Source organism: Epilithonimonas hungarica, from assembly GCF_900102265.1.
GTDB classification, from domain to species: domain Bacteria; phylum Bacteroidota; class Bacteroidia; order Flavobacteriales; family Weeksellaceae; genus Epilithonimonas; species Epilithonimonas hungarica.
Genome location: NZ_FNBH01000001.1, coordinates 630,509 through 650,737, shown reverse-complemented (window position 1 = coordinate 650,737; position 20,229 = coordinate 630,509). Strand labels below are relative to the sequence as shown.

Below are 20,229 nucleotides of genomic sequence, written 5' to 3'. Positions count from 1 at the left end.
ATCCGCAGAGGTGGTTAAAAACAACTTGATGTTTTACTAAAAAGGTCAAGTTGTTTTATTGAAAAGGTCAAGTTGTTTTTGCCAAAACAACTTGAAGATTTTAAATTGATTTGTAGATTTTTATCTACAGATTGAAATGATCAACGATATTCGCTTTTTGTTATGATGAAATTTTATACTTTTATTCTATTATATAAGTTTTAATTTTTAACAAAAACACGAAAAAGATGTCAATTAAATTCAACGTAGTCCCACGTAAAAACCCAAGGGATTTAGACGCACCAGCAAAGTATTATGCCAATATCGTAGGAGATGGCAAGACAACGCTTAACGATCTGGCAAGGCACGCCGGTACAATGTCCACTGTTTCCAAGGCAGATATCCTTGCAGTATTAGAAAGTACGTTCTCCAAGATCGCGGAAGATGTTGCAGATGGCAAGATCGTCTATGTAGGAGAATACTTCACGTTACAGGCCGGTGGTTCCAGCACAGGAGAAGATAAGGAAAAGAATGTTACCGCAGCCAGCATCAAGAGCGTGAAAGCGGTCTTCCGCCCGGGCAAGATGATCAAAGATGCCCTGAAGCTGGCAACTTTCCAGAAAAAAGCTTAGAAAATCCCGCAGATCGTGCAGTTTTGTTTGGTTAAGTGAGTAATCATGCCATTTGTGTTTTTTATGACTGCATCTATGTCTGCGGGTTCTACTAAAAGTAAAACCACAAGTCTAAGCTTGTGGTTTTTTATTTTTAGCGAGTAATTGCTTTTTCCGTTTTTCTCTTCTTTTATAGATGATCTCTGTTATTTTACCACCGATCCAGGAGAAAGGAAAGAATATCAGGAATATCGATATCTTGTAAAAGACCGGATGATATGGATAAATGATAATATCCAGCATCGCAATGAACAACATGATGAAACCGATCAGAATAGCATACGCCACCTTGGCATACTTCACGATCATGGCCGTAACCACACCACCAAAAGTAACGCCCAGCCCTCCAAAGAACAAAAGTGCCACAAAAAAGGAATCTTTTTTCTGAACCGACCGCAACAACGTCTCCCAATGGTCAAAAGGTGCAAATTGCTTATAGGTCACCCATGAGGAATCTATCTTTATCCCTAATGTGATAATGAGAGCAGCAACGACCAAGCCGGCCAAAACACCAAATGTATTCCTAAAAAAATTCATTTTTTAATCCTTGAACGCAATCATAGAGATCTCCACATCTACATTTTTTGGAAGGCAGGAAACCTGGACAGTCTCTCTGGCGGGATATTGATCATTATTGAAATAAGAAGCATAGACCTCATTCACAACCGCAAAGTCATCCATATTCTTAAGAAAGATAGAAGCTTTCAAAGCATTATCAAAATCCATATCGGCGGCCTTTAAAATCGCCTTCAGATTTTTCATGACCTGGTGGGTCTCTTTTTCTATCCCTTCTACCAGTTTGCCACTTTCCGGGTCCACAGGGATCTGGCCAGATATATACAATGTTCCATTGACCAAAGTGGCCTGAGAATAAGGTCCAATCGCCGCCGGAGCCTCTGATGTATGAATGATCTTCTTCATTTTCAAAAATTAATTTTTACAAAACTATACAAATTTTCCTTAAATCCTAGAAAGTGCTGTTAGGCTGTGTGAAACTTCTCTCTTTGTATTTCACTGCATCTTTCAGGATATTGGCTTTGATCCCGATAAAGAAATCGTAGACTTTGTACTGTCCAAAAGGAACCCAGTTGAACGTGATCGTAAAACTACGCTGGTCCCTGGCAAATCCTATCCTTGTCATTGCCAGCTCTTTTCTTTCGACATCGTAACTCGTACTTCCGTTGATGTTCCAATAGGGTGTCAGCTTTATACTTCCGTCCAGACCTACAGTTGCCGTTGTGGTACCTTCCCTGGACAAGCCTCTTGTATAGGCATAGTTGGCATTCACATTCAAGCTCCAGGTTGGCTGATAATGGGCATAATTGTCATCATCGAAGAAGTAGTTCTCGTTCCGGATCTCGCCTTTCTTTTTATATTTTTTGGAGAGTTCTTCTTTCTTTCCAAATATAGCCTCGCTCATGGGATAGGACAATTGAACATTGATCCCCTGAAGGCTAAAGTGTCCAAACTGATCCGTTCTTGTTCCAATACTACTTCCTTCCTCAAAAATAATTTTATAAGGCTCCAAAGTAAGGCTCGTGTTGACATTCAGTTTATTATTGAAGAAAGAAGATTGCGCATTGACGCTGAATACCGACCATTTGTATTTTTCGGCGGCAAAGTTATAACCTCCGGAAACATTAAGATTTTCAAAGATCTTTACTTTTTTCACACCGGTAGAATCGGTCTTAGACCTTACTTTCATCTCCAGATTATTCGAGATATTGAAACCCATGGTCTGCTGAAGTCCCGAGGAGGGTGCCCCATAGATCCCTCCTTCAAAAATAGAGTAAGGCGTCATCTCTCCTCTGGCATTAGAATAATTCCTGAAATATCCCCAGCTTCTATCGCCAAAATCAGGAGAATAGCTAAAACTAAGGCTTGGCGTTATCATATGACGGATAGCAACGATAGGAGAATTCTTGCTGAAGTTCTTCTGTCCATATAAGACCGTCTGCAAACTTGCACTTGTGGAGAATGTGGTATAGCCTGCAACATTGCTTTTGTAGTTATCCTCCACAAGATTAGTCAGTGGATTATAGCTTTTTTCCAATGTTTTTGTTGTCAAAACATTATCTGCATTGGCTGACAAGGTAAAAGTGAAATATTTAGCAACAGTAGTATTAGTAGAGAGTGAAATATTGTTTTTGGCCCCGGTTTTCAAGTCCTGCCACATTTGTCTTTTGAATAGCGCACCCTCCGTTGTGGTCACATAATTACTAAGCGCAAAACCTGTATTGACATTGATGTTTTCCAATAATCCTGTTCTAACACCGGTTTTCGGTTTGAAGAGATAAAACTGGTTGACGGCAATTGTCATATCCGGCAAGCGGATATCTGTATTACCTGTTGCAAAATTTTGGTTATAGGTTGCACTCGCACTGATCGTTATAGGAAAATCCAAAAATCTTTTAGTGACATTCACTCTGGATGTCTGGGTCGTATTCAGTACATTTCCATTGAAGATATAGTTATTGTTGACAGTATTGTTATAGAACTTACTGCTGACAATATCCACACTGGCATTGAAGGTAAAGTAAGGATTGGCTTTTGAATCCTGAGAGTGCCTCCACGCTATTCGGAAGGTCTTTGTTTTGGAATAATCATCCAGACCTTTTATCCCACGGACCGTATAACCATAATCCGCTGCAAAATTCCCCGAGTAACGGTATTTTTTAAGATAATTAAGTTCCGGCTTCAAATTCCAGCTTCCTTTAGTATAGAGGTCTGAAAGAATTTTCAAATCAAAGTGGTCTCCGATCGGTTGATAATACCCCAGACCATTCAGAAAAAACCCAACATCCTGACGCTCCCCAAAACTCGGGATCAGAATACCTGCCGATCTTTTATCCGAAAATGGAAGAATTGCAAATGGAAGAATCAGAGGCGTTGGAACCTGCTCTATGAAAAACTGAAAGGGGCCGGTAACCACTTGTGAATTGTTTTTACCTTTCAGCAGCTTTATATAAGCCGCAGAGATATGATAATCCGGTAAAGAATCCTTCTTTTTTATGTAATACTCATCCGTGGTCATCATAGCATGGCTCATCACATAGACCGAATCATTATATTTTTTGGTCTTCTGCGCTACAATCACGCCTTCATTTTCTTCTGTTCTTGCATTGAAAGCTATCGCCTGTTTGGTTTTGGTATTATAAATGACCTCGTTATACTCATATTTTTTTCCAGCCTGGGTAGCGATCGCCGGCTTTATGATCTTTCCTTTCTCATCTTGCTCTCCTCTAGCATAGATCTTCCCGGTTTCCCATTCGAATCTGATATAATCCGCATCTATCTGCATATCCTGATAGATGATCTGGGCATTTTTATGGAGTGTGGTCTGCTTGTTGGTGATGGAAGAGCTGTTTTTATATTCAGCCTTCATTTTTACAACATCTTCCAATTGTTCTTTAGGAAGAATTGTATCTTTTTTTAGGTTTAAAGAGTCTTTGTTTATACTTATAGAATCTCGAACATCGTTTTTTTCATCAATATTTTTAGGCACAGTTTGTGATAAAATATTGTTAAAAATTAGGATATTTAAAATTAGTAATATACTTTTGAAAATACTTCGAGCCAATGCAGTCATTCTGAAATTGGGTTCAAAATTAATTAAATTTTAAAGATTAAAATGACCAGCTTCAAATTTTATAATAAAATTTTCTTTCTGTTAACATTTTTTATCGGTTTAAGTCACTATTATTCTCAAAAAAAATTTACAGTTGTTTTAGATGCAGGACACGGTGGTAGCGACATTGGTGCAAATAGAAACTATCCCGACATAGGTTCTGTACAGGAAAAAAATGTTACCCTGGGTATTGTTCTCAAATTAGGAAGAATGCTTGAAAAGAACAAGGACTATAAAATAATCTACACTAGAAAAATAGATGAATACCCATCTTTGACCAGCAGGACCACTCTTGCAAACAGGAGTAAAGCAGACCTTTTCATCTCGGTCCATGTCAATTCCTCTCCCAGCAGAAGTGCAACAGCGCAAGGAACCGAGACCTTCGTACAAGGACCTAACCAGAACAAGGCCAATCTAGATGTTGCCAAAGCAGAAAATGACGTGATCTTCCTAGATGAAAAGGACAAAGAAAACTTTGCGTCTTACAACCCAAATTCCCCAGAATCACTGATCGCCCTTAAAATCCAGCAAAGCAAATATCTGGAAGCCAGCCTTATTATTGGTGGGTTGGTAGAAGAGAATTTCGTAAAAAAAGACAAGAGAATGTCACGTGGTGTAAAACAGGAAAACTTACACGTTCTCCGAATGAATGCGATGCCATCGATCCTAATAGAAACTGGTTTCGTCAATAATTATGATGATGCCCATTACATCTCAACAGAAGAAGGTCAGCAAGCTATTGCGGAAAGTATTTATAATGCCATAGTAAGTTATAAAAAACTGGTTGACCGAAACGTGAAAGAACCTGAACCTGAAAAACCAGTAGAACAGCCTCTGAAAAATGATTTCAGAATATTACTGATGAGCACACCCAATAAATACACCAACGAGGATCCTGCCCTGAAAGGTCTGAAATACATCCTGCCTATCAAAGAAAATGGATTCTACAAGTATTATTATGGAACTACAAACTATGCCTCTGTAAGAGATACCAATCTGAAAACGGCTAAAGATGCAGGATTCCGTAACTCTATGGCAATCAGTTTTGTTCCAAACCAGGCTTTGGGAATGGGTTATTATACTTTAGAGGTCTATGCCGGAAAAGACAAGTTGGATTCCAGATCCACGATAATGAAAACCCTTCCTGATATGGTAAGAAACAAAGAAAACGGAATCTTCTACTATACCAGCGGAAAATATAGAACATTGGAAGAAGCAGTCAACGCTCAAAAAGAATTGGAGAGCAAGGGAATCACCAATACAGTAATCGAGAAAAAATTGAAATAGACAAAATCATTTGCTAAAAAAGCATAAAGTATCTATTTTTGCAGTCCACAAAAACCAAATGGCCTATTCGTCTAGTGGTTAGGACTCAAGATTTTCTTTCTTGCAACAGCGGTTCGATTCCCCTATAGGCTACTTGAATTAAAAAAACCATCTGATCTTTCAGATGGTTTTTTTGATTTTAATCAAATCTAGTAAATTGATCAAGGCTTTAGAAAAGATTTATTCTCCAAGCGTTAATCAGGCAAATTATAATATAGATATTAATCATTGCTATAATTCTTTTTAAACAAAAAGATTCGACATCTCTGTTCATCATAGCTGCAAGCAAAAATTTAAGTCATCAAAAAATAGCTTTCATTTTTTTTATCTGAAAATCACGGCTTTAAAAAAAAGTTTTTTGAAAAATTTTGAATATTAAAAAATATTACTACTTTTGCACCGCCTTAACGGAGAAACGAAGACAATTAGTCTTCAAAATTAAAGATCAGTCGCTCATAACTTCACTTCAAAAAGGCAAAATAAATTTTAAAAAAATTTTAAAAAAAGTTTGCAAATTAAAAATTAGTTTTTATCTTTGCACCCACATTTGAACGATATGGCAAATCATAAATCAGCATTAAAGAGAATTAGACAAAACGAAGTAAGAAGACTTCGTAACAGATACTACCACAAGACTGCAAGAACAGCGTTGAAATCGTTGAGAAACGAAGAAAACAAATCAGTAGCAGTTGAGCAGTTACCAAAAGTTATCTCTTTATTGGATAAATTAGCTAAGAAGAACATTATTCACAAAAATAAAGCTTCTAACTTAAAAAGTAAATTAACTAAACACGTAAATAGTTTAGATTAATATAAAAGGTTTGGCCCGTTCGTCTATCGGTTAGGACCTCAGGTTTTCATCCTGGTAAGAGGGGTTCGACTCCCCTACGGGCTACTTAAAATACCTTCAGAAATTTCTGAAGGTATTTTTTTTATCTTAAATTTATGGATTAACCAACATTAGATCCATCTATAAAATCTGTGTGTTTATCTATTTTTATTTTGATTAATTATAGAGATTCTTACCTTTGACAAAAAATACATATGTACATTATTATTGCTGTTGCTCTGGTCTTGCTGACTTTATTTCTAATCAACTCAAAATTATTCGATGGAATGCGAACAAGGAAGGCCAGAAGCTTCGAATTTTTCATTTCCTTGATTTCAACCTTTATCGGTTTTTTTATTGCGCTCAGTCTTAACACGATTTTATCAGACATCAATCAAAAGAAAAATCTGGTCAAGCTTTTGGACGCAACCAATCTTTCCCTGGAAAATAGTGTAATGAAAACCCAGGGGATGTATCTGAACGCCGCTAAGAAAGGTGCAGACATTTCAGAAATCATTCAGTATGCGCCTGTAGAAATACCCAAATTATACAGTAATCTTGAAACTAATTCTCTTGTAAGTGATTATTTTTTGTCCAATGCATTTCAGGCATACATTTTGTGTAACGACAATCTGCAAACTTTTGTAAAAAGCGCTAATGCGACCAATGCAACATCAGAGAAAAAAATTCAGATTCTGGAAAAATATCTAGCCTATCTTAATCTCGCAAAGCAGGTGAACACATTGGAAGTAAAAAGACTGAACGGGGACATCTCACGATCAGACGAAGACCAAGAGTTGCAAAAATTAACAAAACAGATTATTAATAATCAATAATACAATGAAAAAAACACTTTTGACATTAGCTTTAGCGGGAATCGTGCTAACAGCTAACAGTTGTAAAAAAAATGAATCCTCTGAAGTGAAAATAGATTTCACTCAATCCTATGAAGATGCAGCTTTGGCATTATCTACCGCCCAGAAAAACTATGAAGCAGCTTTGGCAACCAATGACCCGGTAAAAATTGAAGCGGCTAAGAAAGAATTGCAGGCTGCCCAGGAAAAATATGTTCAATCCAAGAATGCATATGTAGCAGAAGGTGGAACTGTAAAAACAGAATACGAAAATTATCTGACGGCTTCTACACAAGTTCTCGGAGCAACAGCTTCGGAAGCGATCAGCAATGTTGTAAAAGGTTCTGACAGTATCATCAGCGGAAAAGTTACGACTGCCGTTGAAAATAAAACTGCTGAAGTAAAAAATAAGCTTAATGCAGAAAAGGCTAAAATCTCCGAAGAAACTAAGAAAACAGTGGCCGATGTAAAAGCTTCTGCCGACAAAACAAAAGAGGATTTCAAAAAATCGGCTGACGAAACCAAAAAAACGGCAAACGAAGAGATCGATAAGGCTAAAAAGAGTCTTAATAATCTTTTAGGGAAATAATTACACTTGATCCTTATACTATATCCAAAAAATCCTCAGAAATTTCTGGGGATTTTTTACTTTTACATTAATTATAAAACGTTATGAAGATTCTTATTGTCAACGGCCCCAATCTCAACTTACTTGGAACTCGTGAACCCGAAATCTACGGTTCGGTTACTATGGTAGATTATCTTTCTGATTTGAAAAACGAATTTTCTTCTGATGAAATTTCTTATTATCAATCTAATATCGAAGGGGAATTGATCAACCGTTTGCAGAAAGATGATTTTGAAGCTGTGGTGATCAATCCAGGTGCTTTTACCCATTATTCTTATGCGATTTCGGATTGTCTTAAGAATATCAATAAACCGAAAGTTGAAGTTCATATCAGCAATATTTACAAGCGTGAAGAATTCCGAAAGAAATCTGTGACTGCAGAAAGTTGCGATGCTGTGATTTCCGGTTTTGGGATGAAAGGTTATAAATTGGCTATACAAAGTCTTAAGTAGAAGTTAGATAAGTACTCCAATAAAAAAAGAATCTCAATAGAGATTCTTTTTTTATTCAATTTTTACGAAGAATTTGCCGACCGGCGTTCCGTCCGCCATATTGCTTTTGGCTAATATCAGCCAGTACTCGCCTTTTTGCTTGGTGTCATACTCAATCGTTGGTCCGAAAGGTCCGTCGAAAGAGTTGTCTGGTAATCGAATCTGATTGAAGCGCAAATTCATTGGTTTTTCTGTTTTCAGGTAACCTTTGATTTTTGGTTGATTAAGGTTTTCTAATTTTAAAATCAATTGGTCATCCGGATTTTTGATTTCAAGATTCAAGCGGATTGGCATTTTTGATGCATCGACTGTTACGATATTTTGATTGGATTCTTTTTCGGTTTTCAGAATTGTTGACAAGGAATCAATCGGTCTTTCAATGGTAGCAACAGTATCTGTTTCTGTGTCTTTTACTTCTGGTTCTTTTTTACAGGTCACTAGAAATAATGGAATCAAAGCTAAATATTTCAAACTATTCTTTTCCGATTTTAATAAATTCATAATAAAGTATTTTTGAGAGAAAGGTTTCTTTCTGATAAGATTCTATTCTTTCTCTTAGTTGATTTTTCATTTCGCGATTTCCGGTTTTCTCGGCGTAATCCAACAAGATCTGTTCATTGTAATTGACGGAGGCCAAGTGATAATTGTCTACAAAATCTTTTCTTTTGATATTGTTGGAGGTGATAATTCCGCCCCAATTGACGTAACTGCAAACCAAAATCAAGCCATAACAAGCCCAAAACATTTGGTTGAAAAGAAAAGCATTGGTCTTCTTTTTTTGTATTTTGATGAAAGTGAAAATCAAACCAATCAAAGCCATTGTCAGGAATCCGTAAACGCCCAAACGTTTGTAGGTCAAACCATAATTAATGATATATTCAGAGTTTTTGAGAGAAGCTGAGATTACCAAAACAGCATTGAGAACTATCCAAATTTTAGCAGAAATTTTCAGGGAATTTGCTTTGTTATCAAAATTAAATCCTTTTTTGAAATAGAATAGGGTCACGAGAATCGCCATTATAATTGACATTATCACAGCATTAACACGTTCGTGTGTCTCGGCGCTCAAACTATCTGCTGATTTTGTGACTTCAAAAAACTGCTCGTAATTGTAAGTCGCAACAAAAATCAAAAGCAAAACATTAAGTGCAGAAAAGGAAATCAGTCCGCTGGTTCTTTCGGAATCGATATCAAGGAAAGAAAAGGTTGGTTTTTGAATTTTAACCAAACCTGAAAAATCGTCATTCAGATAATGATTTTGTTTGAAAATGAATCTCTCTACTCCGAAATTCCAAAAGATAAATCCGATGTAAAATCCGATGATCGCAAGAACGGCAAACGTCAACGGTTGAAACTCGAGTTCTGAATCTCTGAACAGATTTGCAAAATGGTCACTGCCCTGCGCATAAATGAAAAAGAAAATCGTGATAAACAATCCTGGAATCAAGATAAAAGTAATCAGTTTTTTGCCGAAACCTTTGCTTTCTTTTGGTTTTTCATACCATTTTTCTGTATAGAAAACTCTTCCTACAATTGAGACAAGATTCACCAATAAAACCTCTATGTACAAAAATGGTTTTAGTTTCGGATAAGTTCCTTTGAACCTCAGCAAAAAAACAGAAGTGAAAACTGCTATGAAAGAAATAGCATCGCCAAACCAGGCAAAAGCCAAAGATGAAAAAATGGAGGTTACAAAAAGTGTGAGAAATGTTCGGTTCCTAAATTCAGGTTTAGTTTGGGTAAAGGTCAAGATGCTCAAAAAGATTCCAAGAATCCCGAGGTTGAGCGCGATATACTCTTTGTAGAAAAGAACGATTACTGCGAAAACTGTGATGAAAATTAAATGGTGTTTTTTCATAATTATGATGTTTTATTAATTAAAGCGTAAATGGATTCTAGTAAAAAACCGGGGTTTCTTTTTGGTGGACGAAGTCTTTCACATTTTCGAAATTCTGTAAAAGTAATTTCTCAAAATCCCAATAGTAGAAAGGCCTCATATTTTTTCCCTTCTTATAGGCCTGAATATAAATCCCGAAATATTCCGGAAGAATGAGACTTCCTAAAAAAATGGCAGCCAAAAGATGCGCATTCATTTTTCCGTTGCCCAAAAGCAGAAACTGCATCGCAATCTCTTCCTCGAACCTGGTTCCACAGTCTGTAAGCAGATGATGCACATCGTGATTCTCCATCTTCGGGATCATCGTAAAACCATGCTTTTTGTAGAATTCACCAAGCTTTCTGCCCAAAGTATCTTCTTCAAAAGCCAGCAATTGCTGTTGGGAAAATGCCCATTGTCTTTTCTTTTTTTTAAAATATTTTCGATATAGCTTTTGCGTATTATCATAGATAAAAAGCAGAAATCGAATGCGGATTTTTTTCATAATATGATTTTAAATTGATTTCAGAGTAAAAAGTGTGATCTCCGGTCTGCAATTGAACCGGACCTGATAAGAATGCCCCAAAGCACGGTTGATGTAAAGCATTCGTCCATCTTCCAAATCAATGATCCCGGAAGTGTATTTCCTGTTTTTCACGGGCAAAATGAGAGGTGGAAGAAAAGGCGGTTTGCATTGTCCGCCGTGTGTATGACCTGAAAGAATCCAGCCTTGATAACCATTCCAGACATCCAAATCGCAGACATCAGGATTATGACAAAGCACAAGATTTGCTTCATCCGGATTAATGGTTTTGGTTAATTTTTCGGGATTAAAATTGATTCCCCATAATTCTTCGAATCCATAAATATTAAGTTCTGAAATATCAGCTTTTTCATCTCTCAAAACCTGAATTTTGGAATCTGTAAGGATTTTTGAAACTTCATCAGCCACATGTCCTTCTTTCCATTCTGCACCATAATCGTGATTGCCTAGAATTGCGACTGTTCCCAAAGTTCCACGAACAGCTTCTTTCATGACGATCTTGAGCTGCTCAAATTGTTCCGGATTATTTTCCCAGCAAACGAAATCACCGGTGTAAACTACGATGTCCGGTTTGTACGTTTTTGCTTTTTGGAACGAATCGATCAGGAAATTATAATCAAATCGATTTCCGACGTGCAAATCCGAGATCTGCATCAGGATTTTGTTGTGAAGTTTTGCAGGCAGATTTTTGATTGGTAGATCTTGTTTTACAAACTCCAGCCAAAACGGCTCGACTTGCCAACTGTAGAACAATGACAATCCCCCTGTTGCGAGTAATGATTTCTTGATGAATGATTTTCTGGTCATATTTTGCTTTGAATTTCAAAGTTTAAGGTTAAATTTTTTTGACTTTTTTAAACACAACGCGCACAAAGTTTTTTCACAAAGAGCTCTACGCTTTTTTAAATTCGAATGCTTTTTAAGACACTAATTTTTTGACTTAATCAAGTAAATATTTGTATTTTATAGTTAAGTTTTATAAAAGTGAATCGCCTATAATTGCACAAAAAATTGAAAGCGGAATATTGATTCCTAGAATTAAAATAGATTGGAAACACTCAATCCTTTTCTCTTTGTGAAGTACTGCTGTGATGAGAAAAAACAGAAGAATTAAAGTGTTGATAATACCTGCAAATATTAGATAGAAATAACCAAAAATTGCAAAACCAATGTGCTTGGTTATTATATATCCAAATAAAGCAATTAAGCCAAAAGATAAAGAGGTTACGAAAATTCTTTTAGCAAAAAGTAGATAATTAAAGTTTTTCATAATATAAAGTTCTTTGAATTACAAAGTTAATTTTCAAAAAAAATTGGGAATTATCGTCCCAATAATTTTTCCAAGTTATTGATATGTTCTGTGAAAGCATCCCTACCCTTTTGCGTTACACGGTAAGATGTTTTTGGTTTTTTTCCTACGAATTCTTTTTTCACTTCGATGTATTCTGCTTTTTCCAGCGCTGTGCTGTGGCTTGCGAGATTTCCGTCGGTGGCGTTCAAGAGGTTTTTCATTTCGGTAAAATCAACCCAATCGTTGACCATAAGAACGGACATAATGCCCAATCTTACGCGACTTTCGAATTCTTTGTTGAGTTGATTGATATTTAACATCGCTAATTAATTTGAATAGTTTGGTAATGAGATAATTCGAAAATGAATTTATTCAGATTTTCTAATCATACTTCCTATACATCAATATCCCATAAAAAATATGCAGAAATCCAAATCCTACTGCCCAAAATATCAATCCCCATCCAAGCCAAAATAAGGCAATGATTCCAAGAATGACTTCACAAATTCCAAGATATTTAACATCGCTCAAAGTATAACGTTCTGCATTGATCAAAGCCAGTCCATAGAAAACAAGCATAGACGGCGCAATTAAGGGAAAATAATGATGGTACCAAAGTGCGATGCAAAAAAATCCCCCTGCGACTAATGGAATTACAAAATTGAATAACAATTTTTTCGTAATCGAATCCCAAATTTTAAGGTTCTTCTTTTTGCTCTTTCTGGCTGTGAAAATATAACCACTGGAAATCGCCAAAACCAAAATTATCAAAGCAACAAAGAATAGCTCTTGGGCTAAAGCCGGCGTATAGATATTTCTTTCCCCATCAAAATAATTAATCCCTTCCCTCTGGAAAATAAAATAAACGTACACAGAACCAATCAATGCCACGATTCCCGCAATCACGCCGGAGAAACCACTTAATGAAATAAATCTAGAACTACGTTCCATCATCTGACGGATGTGCGCCAACTCTTCCTGATAATTTTTCGATTCCATAAAAAGAACTTTGAATTACAAAGTTATAATTTATTTTAAAACTTCAAAATAAATTTTGAAGTTTTTGAAATTTTAATTTTTATAAGGTTTTGAGTTCTGTCACTTTCTTACCAATTTTATAAACTGTTCCTCGGAAACCTGCAATTACCTCATCATTCTGATTTTTAATTGTAATATCATAAATGGCTGTTTTTCGGGTATCATTCAAAAGAATACTTTCCGCTGTCAAAATATCGCCATTTTTTGCAGCTTTTGTAAAATTAATATAACAATTAAGTGCCACTGCAGCATCGCCAGAATTATTGGAAGAAAACGCTAATGCTGAATCTGCAAATGCAAATGTAACACCACCATGAACGGTCCCAAGTCCGTTTATCATTTCTGATTTGACAGGCATCTTTATAAGACAATAATTATCTCTGATATCAATAAGTTCAATTCCAAGCCATTGAGAAAACAGATCTTTCTCGAACATATATTCGGCGGTCTCTTTTGGAGTCATAAATTATAACTGATGATTGATAAATGATGGAAGTTGGAAGAAAAAAACAACAAACTCTCTTTTTCCCACTCTCAAAACTATTTCCCTTTGTAATTTGGCAAACGTTTCTCAATAAAAGCAGCAACGCCTTCTTTAAAATCATCGGTCTCAGCTGCATCTTGCTGAATAATGGACTCGTAATCCAATTGTTCTGAAAGTGTGAAAGAATAAGACTTATTAAAAGCTTTTTTGGTAAGATAAAGCGCAGTTGTTGCGGCGTGAGAAAGCTGTGTCAAAACCTCCATTGATTTTTCAACAAAATCTGAATCTGCAAAAACATCAGCAACCAGACCGATTTTCTTAGCTTCTGTAGCAGGAACTTTTTTCCCTGTGAAAGATAAATAACTCGCCAATTGTCTTCCTACCAATTTTGGTAAATAATAAGTTCCGGCAGTGTCAGGAATCAAACCTATATTGGCAAAAGCAAAAGAGAAATAAGAACTTTCTGTTGCCAAAGTAAAATCACAAATACTTGCCAGCATTGCGCCTGCTCCAACTGCTGGTCCATTTACTAATGCTATCACCGGTTTTTTACATTTAACAATTTCGAGCACCAGCGGATTATAATATTCTATCACAAATCTCTGGATCGTTCTGTCATCTTCATCAAAACCTAAAGCTTCCTTCAAGTTCTGGCCTGCACAAAAAGCTTTGCCTTTTCCTGCAATAGCAATGCATCTTATATTATCATCACTACTGAATCTGTGAACTGCATTTCGTAACTCTTCCAGCATTATTTGGGTAAGGCTGTTATAACTATCTGGTTGATTCAGGTAGATCAATTGCAATTTTCCATCGAACTGGGAATCTATTTCTATTTGCGAATACATAGTTTTACTTTTTAAACATCAGCAATTTAATATATTTTATTGAAAGCATCGAAGAAATTTCTATTCTTAAAATAACAAAAGCCGGCTTTTGAAACCGGCTTGAAATTATTATGATAATAATTAATTATTTGATGATCAATTTTTGAGAATAATTTCCTTTAGGAGAAGTTACATTAAGTAAATAAACTCCTTTAGAAAGATTAACATTGAACTCATTTGTAGATTCACCGGTTACAACATTGAAACCTGATGAATGAACTACTTTTCCGCTCAGGTCAAAGATCGTAACTTTTGCATTCCCGCCCAGATCTTTCGACTTGATAAAGAAATTACCTGTAGAAGGATTTGGATAAACCTTAATGTTATTCGCATTGAAGGCACTTTCATTAACAGCAAGAACCTGGGCATCTCTTGTACAAAGTTCCAAAGACCAAGAATTGATCTTTCCTGTAAGGTTTCTGACATTATCTGATGCGAATAGATTCCAAACTCCTTTAGAACCATTTCCTTTGAAGATAGTTAAAGATTCATCTGGCTTAACAGTTCCGATAATTGGAGATGCACAAACGTAAGCAGAACCATCATCACTGAATGTTGCGTTGATTCCAGAACTTGTACATTTTCTATTCCATAACCAAGCTGTTTGTCCTAATGGACCTTCGATTCCTACAACAATCTGACTTGTTCTTGGATGTTCAACGACAGGCATTACTTTTATTTTTGTAATCACACCACTTTCTTCAACATTGATAGGAACCATTACTTGAGGCGAAGAAATTGGACCACTTGTCGTTCCCGTACCGTCATTGATATCAACAGCCGGACCAGTATATGAATACGTATTACAAATTTCCCCAGCAACTGAATAATCAATTACAAAACTTGGGCTCATTGCAAAGTAAACATTATTGACAGCCTCAATCATAATATAAGCATTGGCTGCCTGTGATCCAGAAGGAATTGTTACAGGCTCTTCACCATCATTAGCAGTATTAGCAACTAAAGTTGTAAATGTTTGGCCTCCATCAAGTGATAATTTAATATTAACCAAAGTCGTATTAACAGGGGCAACATTAGTATTAGCTACATTCCATTTTACAGTGTAGCTATTATTAGAAATTAAACTTTCTCCAAAAGTAGGGGCCGTTACTATGAAAGGACCAGCTGCAGCACTTACAGTGATTTTCATTGCATCTGTCTGGGTTTGAGAACCAGCTGACGAGTTATCTCTGGCAGTCAAAGTAAAATCTAGTGTTCTGCCAACACTAGACAGAGCTTCCCATCTAGTAGCATTCACTCCGGCTAGAACTTTACCGAATTCAGGAAAATATCTTACTGGTTCAGATTTTGGCGGAAACATTTTGAAATTTGGGCCTCCTGTCTTAGTGGGAGAAGCATACGAACCACTTGTAAATTGCGTAGAAGCTGTGGCAGAATTATTCTGTTCCCATACATATGTCATTGGGTCATTTTCCGCATCTGTAACAATACCTTTCAATACAAATGGTGTACTGATCGGGATTGTAACATCTGGTCCCGCATCCACAACCGGAGGGGTATTTGTAATTGGCGTATTTACAGCACAGGCTTTATTAGCCAAATTGTTTTGAATCTGAAGAATATTTCTATAGGTAAAGAAATCATTGGAATTGAACTGCGTATCATACGCCCCAGTAATACCTGTATAAGCCATAATAGTATTTCCACTACCAACCTCTACCTGCACACCAGATCCTTCGGAGCCACTATAAGTATGGGTATGGTTTGCCCCTACCTGATGGCCCATCTCATGTGCAACATAGTCAATATCAAAAATATCACTTACAGGAATATAATGGGATGTAAATGCAGATCCTTTGTTACTATTACAGATACACCCTATACATCCAGCATTACCATTGGGACCAGCGTAAGCCAGCAAATGTCCAATATCATAATTTGCAGCCCCGATAACAGAAGTCAAAGTGGACTGAACTTGAGAGTTATAAGATGAAGTATAAGGATCAGTAGTGGCATCAAGATAAATGATCGGTAAAATATCAATCAGATTAAAATGTACAGCTAAGTCTTTTTCATATAATGCATTGACTCTTGTAACGGTATTGTTAATAGCGGCTAGCACTACAAGCTTTTTTTCATCATCAGTGGCATCATTTGCTCCGGCCCTTGCAATATGATACTGAGAGTACTCTGCTTGAGCAGACATCGCTAACTTGAAAGTTTTGAATACCTGATTGCTGGACCTATTTGGATTAAATTCCTCTAGTTGTCCTTGAGCAATCCCATCCATTGTAGAACAAACAAAACCTTCTTTTTCATCTAATAATCTGGATGACGATTCATATGCAGCATAGACGTCATCTCCTACTGAATAAGGCTCTATAAAATTAGACCCACCGTTTTTGATTACAGTAGATGACAGACCTATATCAGAAATACTAAATCTCAGGTAAGCAGTAGGATCTGTTACACCAATTCCCATGTAGGATTTGATACCTGCGAACTTTTCCTGCACTTCTGGTGTAAAATTAGAATACTCCCAAACCAAGAATTTTTGCAATTCACCTTTTTCATTTGGCATCAATATCTCAACCCCATTTTTTCCTGAGAATTTCTGAGGAGCATTTGCCAATTTAGATTTAAGGACATTCTTGTCCAAAGAAAATAATTGTTTCTCATGCAGATTAACAAATTCTTCTTTTACTTTTTTACTAGTGCTGCTCACCTTAGACCATTGTCCAAAGCCTAAAAAAGGCAGCACAAATACTGATAATAGTAAAGATTTCTTCATGTACTGATTTATTTTTTTGCAAATTAGTCATTTAGAATCAAAAAAAATAATCTTATGCCAATAAAAATCGATTATAAGTCATAAAAACAGATAAAATATCAAATAAAACTAATAAAACTTCCAACTATTCTTAAATTAATTACCATTCTAATAATTAAACTATTCTTTTTTTAAATAAAAAAGCCAAGAGATTACTCTTGACTTCCTGTTATAATAATTTAAAATATGAATTACTTTTTAATCAACTTATTGGTAAATGTATTACCATTTGAAGTTTTAGTTTGGATGATATAGACACCATTTTTCAAATTGCTGACATTGATTTTTGACTCATTGGAATTAATGGTTTTCACCAAGCTTCCATTTGTAGAATAGATACTTGTAGAAATTATATTGCCATTTATATTTTTATATTCAAAGAAATCTTGTGCCGGATTTGGATAGATATTGGTTTTTGAATTGAAACTTAAATCAGAAACACCAAGTACATCGCATTCAGCCTCAAGCTCGTATAAACATTCTTGATTAAGAAGCTGAAACCAGCCAAAGCTATTGCCGCCCATCGCCAAACTTTCGCCAACTACGCCTTCTCCCGTGTCATAATGCGCCGTTGTAGCCCAGGCATTGGCATCGGATTTTGTGCTCATCCAGATTCTTCCGTCGGCCATTGTTCCGTTTAACAGAATCGGATTGGCCAATTTAACTTTTACTTTTCTTACTACAAATTCGTGTAAAGGCTCGTAGCCAACATCTTCATAAGACTCGATTGTAGTGTCCGTAATTTGCAAGATCTGCTGATTAGGGATGTTTCTTCTCGGGTCTTCCGGATCTTCCGGTGTAGAAAGGATATTGTCATAAAAAATAAAATTCACAAAAGTTGGTGGAAGTTTACTCGCCAAAGTCACAACAATACTATTGATTTTAATGGTTTGGTTAGCCGCAATCGGGATATCCACTGCCGCCTTCTGTCCGCTATTTCCTATGATGAAAACACCGTTTTGCTCTTCGGTATCATTGATGACGACCGTATTACAAGTTTCTGCTTTCTCTGCAACTTTTGGCCATAGCTGAACAGTTCCAGATAATGATTGGGAAACTGAATTTCCGTAACCCAGATTTTGCGAATAGGAAAATACAGAACCTAACGCAGATAAAAAAAATACAATTTTCTTCATAATTAATTTTTTAAGATTTAATAAAATACGTTGCGATAATCATATCAATTAGAAATATATTTTATCTCATTGATGAAGTAAATGTATATACTTTAAGAATCAAAAAACAGTTTTAGTCTTTCGAAATATCATATTTCAAAAACCAAGATCAAGTTTTAAATCGCTGATAAATAAAAGATTAAATATTTTTATGTTTCTTTTCAGCTTCTCGTAAAAAAGCTGATGGAGAAATTCCGGTTATGTTTTTGAAAACAGTTGTAAAGGAACTATGTGAAGAAAAACCAGCTTCTTCTGCGAGATAACTTATTTTGTAATTAAGGAATTCCGGACGTTCGTTGATCTGTTTGCATATATAATTGATACGAAGCTCGTTCAGATAATTATTGAAGTTTTTCTCTTTGTGTTTCTTGATGGTTTCGGAAAGATAAGTTGGATTGGTCTTGAACATTACCGCCAGACTCGCAACCGTCAGTTTGGAATTGGTAAACTTGGCAGATTCCTCAAACTTTTCTAATTTCTCAAGAATCATAGCTTCAGCAGAACTTGGAACAGAAAACGAAGTCTTTTCTTTTTCTTCAATTTCCGGTTGGATAATTTCTTTTGGTTCCTGAATTTCTTTTACTTCTTGCTTCTCAAGATTTGAAATGAAATCCTGATAAAGCAGTTTCTCTTTTTTCCTTTTTTGATTGATGAATAAAATGAAAATTCCACCAACGAGAATCAACAATCCACACCCAACAATCAGAAGGTTATTATAACCTTCTTTATCTGAAATTTTTTCAAGTAGATTCCTTTGTTCTTCCGAAACCGCCGTATTAATTGCTCTTAGATTATTGTCTTTGACATCCTGTTCCAGTTCCAAAAGTTTCTCAGAATATTCAATATATTTCTCTTTGTTATTTAAAGACTTATAAGATGCGATCAGCTTTTTATACATATCTGCCCGCAATCTATTGTCTTTGAAAGCATCCTCTTTTAATACAACTTCCAAAGAATCGATTGCTCTTTGATGTTCATTCCTGCCAGCATAAACCTTCGCTAAATTATTGTAAATGAAATACTTAAATTCTTTATTTTCATTATCCCGGATCGCCAAAGCCTTGTTAAGAAAATATTCCGCCGAATCATTTTGTTTGAGATACGCATAAGAAACGCCCATATTATAAAATGCTCTTCGAAATTGGAAAATATTTTTTTTATTCGGATTTCCGATATTTCCAAGAAACTTCAAAGCTCTTTGATAATCTTTTTTCGCCATGAGAAAATTCTCTTTATCGGCTTCCAGGTTTCCATATTCTATGTACAATCTTGCCGTCAGATAATTCTTTTCGTAGCCATTCGGAAGTTTATCAACTTCTAGTTTTGATAAATCGAGGTAAGGTTTTATTTTTTCAGGAAAATTCAGAAAGGAATATTGATTGGCGATTGAACCGTAGATCTTGGCCTTCAATTTGGTATCATCCAACTTCTCAGCAATTTCCTTCGCTTTGAAAAGCATCTCTGTTGACTTTGCAAAATCCGGTTTTTTAATTTTCAGATAAGCATCTGCCATTTTCATCCGAACTTCATATTTTTCTTCTTCGGAAATTGATTGTTCCAGCTTTTTGATACTTTGCTCGATGATTTGTTCCGGCGAAATTTTACTTTTATCCAAAGTCTCTGAACCAGCCAGGTCTTCCTGGTTTTGATTTTGACCAAACCAAAACGAAGCAGTAAAAACAGCGAAGAAAATTAAGATAAATCGATTCAAATTCAGATTTTATTCACTCAAATTTA

The 20,229-nt window shown here is 35.8% G+C and carries 21 protein-coding genes and 2 tRNA genes; 8 read left to right on the top strand and 15 right to left on the bottom strand.

The annotated features are described in order from the left end of the window. Window positions 1–227 precede the first annotated feature (227 nt). Window positions 228–611 (top strand): HU family DNA-binding protein, encoded by a 384-nt coding sequence (locus BLT30_RS03080; protein ID WP_089871307.1) that lies wholly within the window; start codon window positions 228–230, stop codon window positions 609–611. Between the two features lie 111 nt (window positions 612–722). Here the strand turns inward: BLT30_RS03080 and BLT30_RS03075 are convergent, their stop codons facing one another. From BLT30_RS03075 to BLT30_RS03065, 3 genes are read right to left on the bottom strand one after another with little or no spacing between them, the layout of a single operon-like run. Next, window positions 723–1,187 (bottom strand): hypothetical protein, encoded by a 465-nt coding sequence (locus BLT30_RS03075; RefSeq protein ID WP_089871306.1) that lies wholly within the window; start codon window positions 1,185–1,187, stop codon window positions 723–725. Between the two features lie 3 nt (window positions 1,188–1,190). After that, complete coding sequence (locus tag BLT30_RS03070; protein WP_089871305.1) at window positions 1,191–1,571, bottom strand: RidA family protein; 381 nt, start codon at window positions 1,569–1,571, stop codon at window positions 1,191–1,193. Between the two features lie 46 nt (window positions 1,572–1,617). Then, window positions 1,618–4,239 carry a putative LPS assembly protein LptD gene (locus tag BLT30_RS03065; RefSeq protein WP_089871304.1) on the bottom strand — a complete coding sequence of 874 codons (2,622 nt, stop codon included), beginning with the start codon at window positions 4,237–4,239 and terminating at the stop codon, window positions 1,618–1,620. A gap of 42 nt (window positions 4,240–4,281) precedes the next feature. Here BLT30_RS03065 and BLT30_RS03060 point away from each other — a divergent pair, with 42 nt between their 5' ends. The 7 genes from BLT30_RS03060 (at window position 4,282) to aroQ (ending at window position 8,367) form a co-directional block, all read left to right on the top strand. Continuing rightward, on the top strand, window positions 4,282–5,565 hold the full coding sequence (locus BLT30_RS03060) for an N-acetylmuramoyl-L-alanine amidase family protein (RefSeq protein ID WP_089871301.1): 1,284 nt from the start codon (window positions 4,282–4,284) through the stop codon (window positions 5,563–5,565). Between the two features lie 60 nt (window positions 5,566–5,625). After that, a tRNA-Glu gene (locus BLT30_RS03055) sits at window positions 5,626–5,697 on the top strand. 463 nt (window positions 5,698–6,160) lie between these two features. Beyond that, window positions 6,161–6,415 (top strand): 30S ribosomal protein S20, encoded by a 255-nt coding sequence (gene rpsT / locus BLT30_RS03050; RefSeq protein WP_089871298.1) that lies wholly within the window; start codon window positions 6,161–6,163, stop codon window positions 6,413–6,415. A gap of 12 nt (window positions 6,416–6,427) precedes the next feature. Beyond that, window positions 6,428–6,499 (top strand) — tRNA-Glu (locus BLT30_RS03045). 149 nt (window positions 6,500–6,648) lie between these two features. Next, a complete protein-coding gene (locus BLT30_RS03040; protein WP_089871296.1) occupies window positions 6,649–7,269 on the top strand; it encodes a hypothetical protein in 621 nt (206 codons plus the stop codon). 4 nt (window positions 7,270–7,273) lie between these two features. After that, window positions 7,274–7,876: a hypothetical protein gene (locus BLT30_RS03035; protein WP_089871293.1), complete on the top strand. Its 603-nt coding sequence runs from the start codon at window positions 7,274–7,276 to the stop codon at window positions 7,874–7,876. Window positions 7,877–7,959: 83 nt separating this feature from the next. After that, window positions 7,960–8,367 carry a type II 3-dehydroquinate dehydratase gene (gene aroQ, locus BLT30_RS03030; RefSeq protein ID WP_089871285.1) on the top strand — a complete coding sequence of 136 codons (408 nt, stop codon included), beginning with the start codon at window positions 7,960–7,962 and terminating at the stop codon, window positions 8,365–8,367. A gap of 51 nt (window positions 8,368–8,418) precedes the next feature. Here aroQ and BLT30_RS03025 read toward each other — a convergent pair whose 3' ends face one another. From BLT30_RS03025 to BLT30_RS02970, 12 genes are all read right to left on the bottom strand, one after another. Further along, complete coding sequence (locus BLT30_RS03025) at window positions 8,419–8,907, bottom strand: hypothetical protein (protein ID WP_089871284.1); 489 nt, start codon at window positions 8,905–8,907, stop codon at window positions 8,419–8,421. Then, window positions 8,879–10,264, bottom strand: coding sequence for a DUF4153 domain-containing protein (locus tag BLT30_RS03020; RefSeq protein ID WP_089871282.1), 1,386 nt, complete (start codon window positions 10,262–10,264; stop codon window positions 8,879–8,881). Before BLT30_RS03020 ends, BLT30_RS03025 begins: the two co-directional genes overlap by 29 nt. Window positions 10,265–10,301: 37 nt before the next feature. Next, a complete protein-coding gene (locus tag BLT30_RS03015; protein ID WP_089871281.1) occupies window positions 10,302–10,787 on the bottom strand; it encodes a Coq4 family protein in 486 nt (161 codons plus the stop codon). Between the two features lie 9 nt (window positions 10,788–10,796). After that, window positions 10,797–11,633 carry a metallophosphoesterase gene (locus BLT30_RS03010; RefSeq protein ID WP_089871279.1) on the bottom strand — a complete coding sequence of 279 codons (837 nt, stop codon included), beginning with the start codon at window positions 11,631–11,633 and terminating at the stop codon, window positions 10,797–10,799. 169 nt (window positions 11,634–11,802) lie between these two features. Beyond that, on the bottom strand, window positions 11,803–12,096 hold the full coding sequence (locus BLT30_RS03005; protein ID WP_089871278.1) for a hypothetical protein: 294 nt from the start codon (window positions 12,094–12,096) through the stop codon (window positions 11,803–11,805). 50 nt (window positions 12,097–12,146) lie between these two features. Further along, window positions 12,147–12,437, bottom strand: a complete 291-nt coding sequence (locus tag BLT30_RS03000) for a winged helix-turn-helix domain-containing protein (protein ID WP_089871273.1) — start codon at window positions 12,435–12,437, stop codon at window positions 12,147–12,149. Between the two features lie 61 nt (window positions 12,438–12,498). Then, on the bottom strand, window positions 12,499–13,116 hold the full coding sequence (locus BLT30_RS02995) for a hypothetical protein (protein ID WP_089871272.1): 618 nt from the start codon (window positions 13,114–13,116) through the stop codon (window positions 12,499–12,501). Window positions 13,117–13,195: 79 nt separating this feature from the next. Continuing rightward, window positions 13,196–13,618, bottom strand: a complete 423-nt coding sequence (locus BLT30_RS02990; RefSeq protein ID WP_089871270.1) for a hotdog fold thioesterase — start codon at window positions 13,616–13,618, stop codon at window positions 13,196–13,198. Between the two features lie 77 nt (window positions 13,619–13,695). Beyond that, window positions 13,696–14,487, bottom strand: a complete 792-nt coding sequence (locus tag BLT30_RS02985) for an enoyl-CoA hydratase/isomerase family protein (protein ID WP_089871268.1) — start codon at window positions 14,485–14,487, stop codon at window positions 13,696–13,698. A 124-nt stretch (window positions 14,488–14,611) separates the two neighbouring features. Further along, entirely contained in the window at window positions 14,612–17,278 is a 2,667-nt protein-coding gene (locus tag BLT30_RS02980; RefSeq protein WP_089871266.1) for a reprolysin-like metallopeptidase, read from the bottom strand. 230 nt (window positions 17,279–17,508) lie between these two features. After that, complete coding sequence (locus BLT30_RS02975) at window positions 17,509–18,453, bottom strand: T9SS type A sorting domain-containing protein (RefSeq protein ID WP_089871264.1); 945 nt, start codon at window positions 18,451–18,453, stop codon at window positions 17,509–17,511. 178 nt (window positions 18,454–18,631) lie between these two features. Then, window positions 18,632–20,203, bottom strand: a complete 1,572-nt coding sequence (locus BLT30_RS02970) for a helix-turn-helix domain-containing protein (RefSeq protein ID WP_089871263.1) — start codon at window positions 20,201–20,203, stop codon at window positions 18,632–18,634. Window positions 20,204–20,229 lie beyond the last annotated feature (26 nt).